The 14,110-nt window shown below is 31.3% G+C and carries 5 protein-coding genes; 4 read left to right on the forward strand and 1 reads right to left on the reverse strand.

All coding sequences use genetic code 11. The annotated features are described in order from the left end of the window. The first annotated feature begins 165 nt into the window (after positions 1–165). From thrA to H1225_RS00820, 4 genes are all read left to right on the forward strand, one after another. The gene (gene thrA / locus H1225_RS00805) at positions 166–2,625 is read left to right on the forward strand and encodes a bifunctional aspartate kinase/homoserine dehydrogenase I (RefSeq protein ID WP_109848420.1); all 2,460 of its coding nucleotides are present in this window, start codon (positions 166–168) and stop codon (positions 2,623–2,625) included. Beyond that, positions 2,607–3,557 (forward strand): homoserine kinase, encoded by a 951-nt coding sequence (thrB, locus tag H1225_RS00810; RefSeq protein ID WP_006535258.1) that lies wholly within the window; start codon positions 2,607–2,609, stop codon positions 3,555–3,557. The genes thrA and thrB overlap by 19 nt, the downstream gene beginning before the upstream one ends. Positions 3,558–3,560: 3 nt before the next feature. After that, a complete protein-coding gene (gene thrC / locus H1225_RS00815; protein ID WP_115065080.1) occupies positions 3,561–4,853 on the forward strand; it encodes a threonine synthase in 1,293 nt (430 codons plus the stop codon). 163 nt (positions 4,854–5,016) lie between these two features. Then, the gene (locus tag H1225_RS00820) at positions 5,017–13,203 is read left to right on the forward strand and encodes an RTX toxin (protein ID WP_239739387.1); all 8,187 of its coding nucleotides are present in this window, start codon (positions 5,017–5,019) and stop codon (positions 13,201–13,203) included. A 66-nt stretch (positions 13,204–13,269) separates the two neighbouring features. Here H1225_RS00820 and yaaA read toward each other — a convergent pair whose 3' ends face one another. Beyond that, a complete protein-coding gene (gene yaaA, locus H1225_RS00825) occupies positions 13,270–14,052 on the reverse strand; it encodes a peroxide stress protein YaaA (RefSeq protein WP_161671095.1) in 783 nt (260 codons plus the stop codon). Positions 14,053–14,110: the final 58 nt, after the last annotated feature.

A 14,110-nucleotide genomic window follows, 5' to 3' on the forward strand; every position in this document is an offset into this window, starting at 1 on the left:
AGGACAGTTATGCGCATTTACAGCCAAGCTAACATGACAATTATTACCACCACCACCGAGATCTTATATCGCGGGGCGGGCTGGCGCATATAAAAAACGAAAATCGAAAAAGCCCGCATTGAGAAATGCGGGTTTTTTTTTGGGGTGAAAAATCAGGAGAGCTGTATGCGAGTGTTAAAATTTGGAGGAACTTCAGTTGCCAACGCAGAGCGTGTGCTGAATGTTGCTGATATCGCTGAGAAAAAAAGAGAGCAGGGACAAGTCGCTCTTGTACTATCAGCACCGGCCAAGATAACTAACTACTTGGTTGCAATGATTGAAAAAACGGCAGAAGGTGAAGATCCTCTCACTCAAGTACGAGAAGCCGAGCAAATTTTTGCCAACTTATTACAAGGTTTAAGAGAGAAACAACCTGGTTTTGATTATGAGCGCTTAAAAGATAAAGTTGAGCGTGAATTTGCAGAGATCAAACATATTCTTCATGGGATATCTTTATTAGGTCAATGTCCTGATAGCATCAATGCAGCGATGATTTGTCGCGGTGAAAAGCTTTCTATCGCCATTATGGGCGCCGTTTTACAGGCTCGTGGTTATAATGTCTCCGTGATCGATCCTGTCAAAAATTTACTCGCACAAGGTCATTATTTAGAATCGACAGTTGATATTCCTGAGTCTACTCGCCGCATCTTAGAACTCAATATCGCAAAAGACGATATAATTTTAATGGCAGGTTTTACAGCAGGTAATGAAAAAAATGAACTCGTGGTATTAGGCCGTAATGGTTCAGACTACTCTGCTGCTGTGTTAGCGGCTTGCTTACGTGCGGAGTGTTGTGAAATTTGGACAGATGTTGACGGTGTTTATACTTGTGATCCACGTTTAGTACCTGATGCTCGTTTATTAAAGGGCATGTCATATCAAGAGGCAATGGAACTCTCTTACTTCGGTGCTAAAGTACTTCATCCTCGCACTATTGCTCCAATCGCTCAATTCCAAATTCCTTGTTTAATCAAAAATACAGGCAACCCAGATGCTCCTGGTACATTAATTGGTGATGGTCAAAAAGATGAGAGTACACCTGTTAAAGGGATCACCAACCTTAATAATATGGCGATGATCAATGTGTCAGGTCCTGGTATGAAAGGTATGGTGGGGATGGCGGCTCGTGTGTTCTCTGTAATGTCGAGAGCAGGCATTTCTGTTGTTCTGATTACGCAATCTTCTTCTGAATACAGCATTAGCTTTTGTGTACCACAAAAAGAACTGATTAGAGCGCAAAAAGCATTATCAGATGAATTCTATTTAGAATTAAAAGATGGTGTACTTGATCCGTTAGACATCATGGAAAACGTCGCTATTATCTCCGTTGTAGGTGATGGTATGCGTACTTTAAAAGGGATCTCAGCGCGATTTTTCTCTGCATTAACTCGTGGCAATATTAATATCGTTGCTATTGCTCAAGGTTCTTCAGAACGCTCAATTTCAGCTGTTATTGCTAATGATTCAGCAACTAATGCTGTGCGTTTATGTCATCAAATGCTTTTCAACACCAATCAAATTGTTGAGGTCTTTATTGTTGGTGTTGGTGGTGTTGGTAGTGCATTAATCGAACAAATCCATCGCCAACAAGCATGGTTGAAAAATAAGCATATCGATCTTCGTGTCTGTGGTATTGCTAATTCAAGAGCCATGCTGACAGATATGCAAGGTATCGATTTAGATAATTGGCAACATGCCTTAAAAGAAGCCAAAGAGCCTTTTAGCTTTAGCCAGCTTATTCGTTTAGAAAAAGAGTACCACTTCTTAAATCCAGTGATCGTTGATTGCACATCAAACGAAGAAATTGCGCAACAATACGCAAATTTCTTACAAAATGGCTTTAACGTGGTTACACCAAACAAAAAAGCGAATACTTTGTCGATGGATTATTACCATCAAATTCGACAAGCTGCGGAAGCTTCACGCCGTAAGTTCTTGTATGACACTAACGTAGGCGCAGGTTTACCGGTTATTGAAAACTTGCAAAACTTACTAAACGCAGGCGACGAGTTAGTTCAATTTAATGGTATTCTTTCAGGGTCATTATCTTACATTTTTGGTCAATTAGATGAAGGTAAAAGCTTATCTGAAGCGACTTTTTCAGCAAAAGAGAAAGGTTTTACAGAGCCTGATCCTCGTGATGATCTTTCCGGTATGGATGTTGCGCGTAAACTACTTATTTTAGCGCGTGAAGCGGGGTATAAATTAGAACTAAGTGATATCGATGTAGAGCCTGTACTGCCTGTTTCATTTGATAGCTCAGGTGATGTCGCAAGTTTCTTAGACCGCTTACCTCAAGTTGATGTTGAATTTGATGCTAAGGTCGAAGAAGCACAAAAAGCAGGTAAGGTATTACGTTATGTTGGCATCATCAATGAAGGTCAATGCCAAGTTAAGATAATGGCAGTTGATGCAAATGATCCTCTGTTTAAAGTGAAAAATGGTGAAAATGCTTTAGCCTTTTACACTCGCTACTATCAGCCAATTCCATTAGTGTTACGTGGATATGGTGCGGGTAATGATGTTACTGCTGCTGGAGTGTTTGCAGATGTATTACGTACCTTATCATGGAAATTGGGAGTTTAAGCGTGGTTAAAGTTTATGCACCGGCATCAATAGGTAATGTGAGTGTCGGATTTGATGTTCTTGGCGCGGCCGTTTCACCTATTGATGGGCAATTACTGGGCGATTGTGTCACTGTTGAAACGGCTTCGGCATTTACACTTGAAAGTAAAGGGCACTTTGTTAGCAAATTACCTTCAGATCCTAAACAAAATATCGTGTATCAATGTTGGCAGCTATTTTGTGAAAAACTAGGAAAAGAACTTCCAGTCGCAATGACGCTTGAAAAAAATATGCCGATTGGCTCTGGTCTAGGATCAAGTGCTTGTTCTGTTGTTGCGGCATTGGTTGCACTTAATGAATTTGCCCAAAAGCCTTTTGATGAAAGACAATTGCTGCTGATGATGGGAGAGCTTGAAGGACGTATTTCAGGCAGTGTGCACTATGATAATGTTGCACCTTGTTATTTAGGTGGGTTACAACTGATTTTGGAACAAAATGGCACTATTTGTCAGCCAGTACCAACTTTTGATGATTGGTATTGGGTTATGGCATATCCAGGGATTAAAGTTTCTACGGCAGAAGCTAGAGCAATTTTACCAAAACAATACTCTAAAGCAGACATCATTAACCACGGTCGTTATTTATCTGGTTTTATTCATGCTTGCCATACTCAGCAATCAGGGCTAGCCGCTAGTTTGATGCAAGATGTGATTGCTGAGCCTTATCGCACCCGACTCCTTCCAGGATTTGAAAAAGCGAGAGAGGCTTCACAGAAGAAAGGTGCATTGGCTTGTGGCATTTCAGGTTCAGGGCCTACTATTTTTACGATTAGTGATTCATTAGAAATCGCACAAGATATGGCCGAATGGCTGAAACAAAACTACGTACAAAACAGTGAAGGCTTTGTACATATCTGCCGTATAGATACGCGTGGCGCAAGACAGGTAGGGTAAGTCATGAAATTATATAATTTGAAAGATAATCAAGAGCAAGTCAGTTTTGCTCAAGCAGTAAAACAAGGTTTGGGTAAACAACAAGGGCTCTTTTTTCCACAAGACTTACCTTCGTTTTCTAAAGCTGAAATTGATGAATTATTAGCACTTGATTTTGCAACACGTAGTAGCCGTATTTTAACGGCTTTTATTGGTGATGAAATTCCAGCTGATGTATTAGCAAAACGTATTAGCACTGCATTTACCTTTCCTGCACCAGTAACTCAAGTTGAAGAAGATGTCAGTTGTTTAGAGCTTTTCCATGGCCCAACACTCGCATTTAAAGACTTTGGTGGTCGCTTTATGGCGCAAATGTTGTCAGAAGTTGCTGGCAATCAACCTGTTACTATTTTAACGGCAACATCAGGTGATACAGGTGCAGCTGTAGCTCATGCTTTCTATAAATTAGAAAATGTACAAGTTGTTATTCTTTATCCTGAAGGCAAAATTAGCCCGTTACAGGAAAAGCTATTCTGTACATTAGGTGAAAATATTCACACTGTCGCAATTAAAGATGATTTTGATGCTTGCCAATCATTAGTGAAACAAGCTTTTGATGATGAGTTCTTAAAGAAAACAATGTATTTGAACTCAGCAAACTCCATTAATATCAGCCGATTGCTTGCTCAAATTTGTTATTACTTTGAGGCGGTTGCACAAATCCCTGCTGAAAAGCATGATCAGCTAGTGATTTCAGTACCAAGTGGTAACTTTGGTGATCTAACCGCTGGCTTATTGGCCAAATCGATGGGATTACCTATTAAGCGCTTTATTGCTGCAACTAACGTGAATGACACGGTTCCTCGTTATTTAGATAACGGTAAATGGGAACCTCACCGTACTGTAGCAACACTTTCGAATGCAATGGATGTTAGCCAACCCAATAACTGGCCACGTATTGAAGAATTGTATCGTCGTAAAGATTGGGATCTTTCCGATCTTGCTCATGGTTCAGTGAGTGATGAAATAACAGAAGAAACTGTGCGTGAGCTTGCAAAAAAAGGTTATATTTCAGAGCCACATGCAGCTGTTGCTTATCGTTTATTACGTGATGAGCTTCAAGAGGGTGAATATGGTTTATTTTTAGGGACTGCACACCCTGCGAAGTTTAAAGAAAGTGTAGAGCGTATTTTAGGCTGTGAATTACCGCTTCCTAAAGAGCTTGAAGAACGGGCTGATAAAGAGTTGTTATCACATTTCTTACCCGCCGATTTTGCTCAATTACGCGCATTCTTACTTGAAAGAGCACCTAAATAACAATTAATTTAAATAATTAAATACACATTTAATTAAATGGCTCAACAAAATGTTGGGCTTTTTTTTTATTTTAAAATAGGAAAATTAGTATTTAAATAGCATAAAAAATATTTATATATTTTATTTTTAGAAAGTAAATTAATTAGAGCTTAGGAAATTAAATATGAATGGATTCAAAGAAATAATCTTCAAAGATAATATAAATAAAATCGTATCAAAAATTGAAAGTCATATAAAAGAAAATAATTCAGAACTTTTTTTTAATGTACAATCTGTAAAAAGAGTATTAATTGAGAATTATATTTCTATTTTTATTTCTAAAAATGAATATGCTGCGAATGAATTTTTAGAAAAAATAGATAATAATTTTTCACTCTATCATAAAAATTATTTTACAAAAGGTATTGATTTTATTAAAGAAGAAATTAATTTAAGTATAGAAAATTTGTTTTCAAATAGTGCTAGAATAACAAGCAAAGAACCTAATAAAATACACAAAGAACGATTTAGATTATTAATTCAGAATAATTTATCTGGTGATTATTATCTGGATTTTAAAGATAATAAGATGTTTATACAAATAGATAATGAGAACAATAAATTTAAAATAATTAACTTTGATGGATATGCTACTTTTTTTTATAACAAGAGTGAACTAATAAATAAGGTTCATGATATTATAATTGATAAAAATAATAATAATTTTTTATACTATCGTTTTTATAATAGAAAAGAGTATGTTAGCTACTTTAATAATATTGAAAATTGGAAGGTAAATAATAAAGATATTATTAGGGAAATAATTAATGATATTAAGAAAAGAAAACAAATAAATGTTAATGAATACACTTCTATTGAATTAAGTGAAAGTTATTCATATAAAAATATTTTTATTATCAGAGATAAAATAGAAAATACAGAAAAGGTACTACATATTTATGTCGATGATATAGAAGAAGCATTTACAGTTGCAAAATCTAAATACGATCAGGTAACGGATAGTGGAGAACATTTGCTCTATAAAGTCGGTACTGGTTGGTTTATTACTGAAATAAAAAATAATATTGTGAAAAAATTTTCACAATATACCGATCTATTAAAGCCTTTAGAAAGAGTGATGAGTCGAGTTAATCTTATTGCTTCAACGGAAACTAATTATGATTTTAGTCATATTCATAGTTTAGCAGGATTATGTTATGGATTAAGTTTAAATTATTTAGTTGAAGTTAGAAACAGCGGTTTAGAAGGAGGAAATAAGTATTTATTCTGGTTAAAAGAAAATATATCTTCTTATCAGAGTGAAAAAGAATTTATAGACGATAAACTGGATTTTATTTTATTTAATAGTATAAAAGAATATGAAATATTAAATCTAATTAAAGAAATTAAAAGTATTATATTTTCTCAACACTTTCAAATGGAGAGATTAGGTGAAAAATCACAATATTTTGTTTTTGATACATTTAAGCCACTTGAATATAGTCAGATATTAGAAAATCGAGGATTAAAAAAATCACATGTTAAAAAAATAGTGTTTGATAAAGATAATATTCATAAACATATAGAGGGTGTTATGAATAGCAACAATGATTATTATGCTATTATTGCCTTCAAAGATCATGCTATTGCGATTTCCTATAAAAGATATTCTGAGAATAATTATAAATTTTCTTTATTTGATTCTAATAGTGAGTTGTTAGAATACTCTGATGTTAGATCTATAAACGAAACATTAGAGAAGAAAATGGATTTTTATGGTTCACATGATGTTGATAATAAAAGATATATTATTTTTGATGAATATACAAAAAGTGAGATTTCAAATTACCGAAGTGTTTGGGATTACAATAATATAGAAATTAATAAAGGAATTGCTGAAAATATAAAAAAAATAGGTTTTGCATTACCATTTAAAGATAATATTACAGGACGAGTTGTTCATTATAGTGAACAGGGAGATCTTATTCTAGAACTTAAAAAAGAGAATATTTTAATTGATGTTATTATAAAAGACACATATGTTGATGAAGGCGTTTATTTAGTTAAGAGTTATATTGATGATATTCTTGAAAATAGTCAGGCGAATAAGATTATTTTAAATAAGAATGATAATAATAGTGTTGATATTGTCGTGGCTGAATTAAACAATTTTAAAATAATCCAGAAACAAAATGGGTATGTTGAATTTAATGATATTTACTATCGTGATTTAATAGAAATAAACAGTCATATTGTTAAAGGAAAAAATGCTAAAGAATTGAAAGAAATTGTTTCTTTAATAGATATCTTAATAGAAGGAAATATTTATTTTGATAAGTTAATAGCCAGTTTCTCTCTAATTAATAAAATTAATTTGTTTAACAGTAATAATAAAAGTATATCACTTATTGAAATTTTAAATAAAGTAAAAAATAAGCTAGAAAGTAAACTATTTTACGACAGATTAAATTATGGGAAAGAAAAACTCATACAATTAGCTGAAAAAAATAGCTTAGTAGCTGCAAAATTTTATCAGTTAATGGTAAACGAAATTAGTGATGGTACTCATGGTATAAGTAATTTTATTTATAATCAAATTATTGATAGTCCCTATTTACCACTAGATAAAAAGAGAAGTGTTGGCGTTGAGGGTTATGATTATACTATAGAGTTCCATAATAGTTCTCAATATGTTAATGAAATAGTGGAGGGTATTAATATACCTGAGCTAAAGAATACAATTTTAATAGAGGGTAAAAATAAATTACATTTAAAAGAAAATTATAAGAAACTATCAGAGTATAGAAGTGATAAATATGTTAATAAGTTACTGAATTTAATTGAAACAGAAATAGACATAAATAAAGGTGATAAAATTGGGTATTATAGTGAACTCTATTTTGAGCTCTTTAGAAATAATCAATTTATTAATAGAATGATAATGCATGAAATTAGTCAGTTAGAAAATTATTTCAATAATGGCTATAGAGAACATAATTATAGTTATCATCCTAGTAATTTCTATATTGATAAAGATAATCCTATTGATATATTTGAATATTCACTTTCTAAAAATAAAGATGAGATAGATTGTAGCTATTTGCTCTTTGATGATAATATAAATAATTTTAAATTCTTATTTTCTGATAATACATTCTTTAGTAATGAAAATATTGATAATGTTATTATTGATAGTATCAACTCCTTATATCAAGATGATATTATTATTTATTTTTATAATGGTGTAAAAAGTGAAGATTTAACTGTTTATTTAAATGATAATCCAGAGATAAGTACTTTTCTTGATTATTGTTTAAAAAATAAAATAAGAGTAATTGCGACAGGAAGTGAAGATAATACATTTTTCCATCATAATTTTATTAAACAAAAAAATGATGTCGATACATTACAAAGTATTATTAATGAGAATAAATTCTTTAATGAAAAAACTATTATTTTTGCAAAAAAAGAAAAATTATTAAGTTATCAATCTGGTGATTTTTTTGTTGAAGGTATTGCTCAGCGATTAAATATGCCAATATATCAGATCATTGATAATAAGGTTTTTCTTTTAAGCAATCATATCATTATTAAACCCATTATTGAGAGACAGTATATTGATAAACCATTACTTGAGAGTTCGATTGTATCTGATGTGATTATTGCTGAAGCAGATGATGATGATTTTTTATTTATTTCAAATAAAGAAAAAATAAGCACTGAAAATAATAATGTTAGAAAAGAAATATATCAAATAGTTTCTTACTTATATCCGGATTATCGAGATAATAAAGAGTTTAAATTAGGTTATAATCAAAATATTAAAACAGTTATTTCTGATTTCTCAGAACAAATAACATTATATGATATTTTAGATTATATTAAATTAAATCGCTATGATCTTAATCTCTATCAACTTGGTTCTATTATCAATAAAGTAGATGCTATTAATGTAGAATATCATAGAAAAGAACTAAAGCGTATTAGTAATGAAATTATCAAAGGGAATGTTTCAATAAAAAGAGTAGTTCATCAATATGCAGATGAATTATCTGTTACTTTTAATACTACAAATAAAAATAAATTAGAAAATAAACTAACACAAGTAATATATGATCCATTGATGAGCAATAAATTTAATCAATATTTACTGGGTGAAATATCATTTAAACAATGGCATTCATTAGATTTAGTAACAAAAGGGCATAACACCTTAATTGAAAAGGCAAGTCAAGCTATTAAGATTATTCATTCAATTTATGACAATCCTGCATTGATAAAAAATCTAAGTTTTTTTTCAGAAAATTTGCTAGCTTCATTCTTTGATGAGAATAAAAAAGGTATTCTATCTCGAGCATTATTAGATAATATTTCTATTTTTAAAAATTATAAAAAAATAATAAATTCATTTAAAAATATTATTACGATGGTTCATAATAAGATGATACCTGATTCTTTATCTCCTGCTAAGGCCTTAGCGAAAGCAAATGATTTAAATCCGTTAGAATTTCTAAACGTAAAAAATCAACAATTACTTAATAAAGAAACGATAACAATAAATAATCTTTCTATTGATAAACAACTATTGATTAATGTGGGTGCGAAAATTAATGGAAGAAGTATCGATTCTATTGATCTTAATACAGTAAATAAATGGGAGTCAAAACTTACCTTTGATCCTTATCTTCTTAATGATTATTTTTTCTCTTTTTCTGGAGATGAAAAAGATAAATCCCTCATTTCTTTATTTCGTTACTTAATAAATAATAAAAAAGATAAAATTAAATATTTACTCTCTGGTGATACGAATAGAATTGATTATTTGTCTGCTTCAGAAAGGTTAACTAAACTTAATGAATTAGGTCATAAAGAGTATCAAGAACAAGATTGGGATGTTTTAAGAAAAGCATCATTAAACATTCCGCGCCACATGCGAATAATTAGCAAGATTGGTTATGCAAATATTACATTTGGTATGTGGCAGTCAATTAATTCTACATTTATGCTTGCGGAACAACTTAATAATCCGCTATTAACGACGAAAGAACGAAAAGAGGTTATTAATAATCTTGCGATAATGTGGTCTGAAATGGCTTACAATGGTCTTTCCGAATTGATTGAAATTACATTAGCAAAAGGATTATTAAAATATCGTCATAATCCGTTGGAATATGTAAGTAAAATAAGTACAAGAGTTGGGATTGGACTTAATGTGCTTTCTATCGGATTTGATATTTATAACGCCTACGATAATTTTAGTCGTATTTCTGATGAGAATAATGAAAAAAGGCGAATTGATTATATCGTTAATGGCTCTTTTGCTGTGGTTTCAGGCCTGGTTACATTAGGTGTATCTATTGCGATGCTTGCAGGTTCAACGATTGCTGGCCCTATTGGTATCGTGGCAGGTGCCGTTATTGCGCTCGCAACTTCGATTTATAATGCGGCAAGACTCATTGAAGAAGCAAAAATAAAAATACATTTTACACCATTAGAAGAGCTAAATAATGGTTTTTATGCTTTTTTAATGGGGGATCTACTACCAGATAAAAAAAATGAAATTGTTTATTTAGAAACAGAATCACAATTAGAAGAGATGATTGATAAAAATGCAGTTAATTATCTTAATGAGGTAAAAAAACAAAATCAACAGAGTCGTTATTTTTATACAAATGAAAAACAGATTTATCAAGAATATTATTATTATAAAGTCATGCCAAATTTAATGGGGAAAACATTAGATTCAATTTTAAATCCCTTGGGCGAATACGTTGCTGAACGGATATCTCAAAATATAACTCAAGAAGAAGCAGAGAAAATTGCCGCACTCTCTTTTCATTTACGTGCAGAAAAAACAGAATATAAATACTATCTACCTAAAGAAGCCATTATTACGAATGAAATACTTATTTTTGATATTGATTTTTATGTCAAAGAATTAAAGCGTTATACTTTAGATATTATTTCTGATGATAATTCACCTATTTTTGATGATGTTATTGATAGTGATTTTATTAGAAAAATGAAAACAACGAGGGAAGACAGTATATTATTATTTGGTGAAAATAAATTAACAGGTGATTTAATAAAATCAAATCAGTATAAAAAATACTATTCATCAGGTTGGAATGAAAATGAAGTGTTTCATTTCAATACACATAATGGTAATGATATTATTTCCTCCCCTTCAAATACTAAAAATATCTTTGATATCTATAATGGAACGAAGAGATTAAGTGGAGGAAATAAAGAAGATATATTTAATTTATTTACCTCAAAGTCTCCACTTTATGCTAGTCGTTTTTATGGTAGAGGAGGAAGTGATACACTTCGTATCGTAAAAACAACAAATAAATATACAGGACATGAGATTAATTTATCTCATAACTACGTTAAATTTAGGCAATCAGAGGAACAGACTAACAGTAAAAATTTTCATTCAAAGTTGTTTCTTTATCAAGATAATGAGCGTTTGTATTCAAAGCAATTAGTTGATTCTATGCCAAATATTGTCTTACAAGATCAAAAAGTAATAGCCTATCTAGATAGTATTGAGAATGTTATTGGTAGTGAGATTGGTGATGATATTATTTATGGTAATCAAGAGGCTAATTACTTAGATGGCGTGGGGGGTGCTGATTTATTATATGGATTAGGGGGAAATGATACCTTAGTTTTACAAGAGGGATATGCTGAAGGTGGTGAAGGAAATGATAGTTATGTTATTTTAAGATCTTCTTTAGAAAAAAATTATAGTGTTCATTTTGAAACGATCATTAATGAAGTGAGCCATATCGAGGCTAGCATTGTGCGATTAAACTATCGTTTTGATGAAATTGCTGCTATTTTCCGTCGAGGAAAAGATATTATTTTTGATATAAAAGTAAATGATGGAAATGAAAATAATGAATTAATTTATCACTCTATAACATTAAAAAATGTTTATAGTGAAAATACTACATTAGCACATAGATATACTTTAACCACACTAGATGGTTTTTTATTAACTGCAAATGAAAATAAAACTAGTGAAGATAATGTGCTATATACATTTAGTTATTTAGATAAATACAATCAGAATAAAGAAATTATTCATAATCTTTATATCGATGATAATAACCACTCTTTGTCTATTTCATATTCTGATTACAATAAGATAATAACGTTATTACCTCAGTTACAATACAGTGGTTTTTCTTTTGGTGAACAATTACGATTTGATATTCATGGTAATGAAAAGAATAATCATTATTTGAATATTACGCCTAATTCATCTATTAAATTAAGCTCTGGTCAAGATAGTTATCAAATTAAAACTTATTTAGCAAAAGATAAGAATGATCACATTAATCTTTCACTTTCTAATAATGTTGATGGAATGTTACCAAATAGTGTGAGTGATTTCTTTTTGTCTGATATTAGTGGTTTTGATTTAATATTTAATCAAGGAGTACTATCACATCGTTATAATCCTGATGCACATTTAAAGCTTATTATTGAAAAATCACATTTAAAATCTATCTTGGATTCAGGTATGAAAATTCGCTTTGTCGATAAAGACAATATCGTTTTTACTCTCCCTACAGATGAAAATTCACAACATCTACTTATGCCTATTACAGATTTAAATCTGGTGATAAGTAAAGAGAATGATGTATTTATGATCCCTGAATCGCTTATTTTGAATAAAGAAACCTTGTCAGCATATTCGTTTAATTCACTTTACTCTGTATTAAGACCTATTTTAATGACTCAACAGAAATCAAGTACCCAATCAATTGAGCACTTACCTATTCTTGAATTAATAGAAGGTGATGATATCGTCGTCAATCATAATAAATGTAGTTCGGTTATTGATGGCGGAAAAGGAGATGATCATATTGTTGTTAATCATGGACATCATATTTTAATTGCAGGAGAGGGAAATGATAATCTCAATGCTGGAAGTGGAAATGATTTATTAATATCTGAATTGGGTGATGACTATTTAAATGGTGGTGCAGGTAACAATGTTTATATTGTGAAAAAGCGTCATGGTGAAGTGACTATTTATGATGAGGGGAACAGTAGCCACCTTTTTATTTCAGGGTTATCAAAACACGACAAACTTATTGTTTCTCAAGTCGGTGATGATATGCAGTATAAAACGCAGGATAATCAGTTTGTTTTAACTGTAAAAACGCAACACGATGAAGCAGATAAAACGATTTCTATTATTGAGAAACAGAGTGTACTTTCTGCACAATCTCTTGCTTCGATTATTCAAGAAATGGCACAATTTAATCAGCAACAATTGGCTATAATGCAAGGTAGTGAATTTATTCCATCACCTACATGGTCTCCTCTATCATTAGTGCAAAAACATTTGTGAGTTTCAATATATAAAAACAGCACTGATTTTAGTGCTGTTTTTATTGATTGCTAATAGTTAATATTTTTATTTTGTCAGTGATTCTGCACGTTTAAAGACTAAGGTATTACCTTCTGATTCTGTAGAATTAAACTGATAACCTTCAAGGTCAAACTCTTTCAGTTGTGCTTTATTAGTCAGTTTTTCTTGAATAATAAAGCGGCTCATTAATCCACGGGCTTTTTTAGCGTAGAAGCTGATAACTTTATATTTGCCATTTTTTTCGTCAAGGAAAACAGGTTTAATAATTTCAGCATTAAGTTTTTTGGGATTAACTGATTTAAAATATTCATCAGACGCTAAATTGATTAAAACATTATCACCTTGTTCTTCAAGCGCTTTGTTTAACGTTTCTGTAATAGTGTTTCCCCAAAATTGGTATAAATCACTACCTTTTTTATTTTTTAGCTTTATTCCCATTTCAAGGCGATAAGGTTGCATTAAATCAAGAGGACGCAGTACGCCATATAAGCCAGAAAGCATGCGTAAATGTTGTTGTGCAAATTGAAAATCATCTTCAGAAAAAAGTTCAGCTTGCATTCCAGTATAAACATCACCTTTAAATGCCAAAATAGCTTGGCGTGCATTTTCTGGTGTGAAATTAGGTTGCCATTCACCAAAACGAGCGGCATTTAACCCTGCGAGTTTATCACTTATTTTCATTAAGCTCGCGATATCGCTTGATGATAATTTTCGACATTCTTCGATAAGTTGTTGGGAATATTTTAGCAATTCAGGTTGTGTGAAGTGCGTTGTAGCTAAAGGCGATTCGAAATCCAGTGTTTTTGCTGGTGAAATAGTGATTAGCATAATTCCCTCGATACGTTATTTTAATATTGACCAAATATAGCAAATTCTTTTGATTAAA

Origin of the sequence: Proteus penneri (assembly GCF_022369495.1) — a bacterium.
GTDB classification, from domain to species: Bacteria; Pseudomonadota; Gammaproteobacteria; order Enterobacterales; family Enterobacteriaceae; genus Proteus; species Proteus penneri.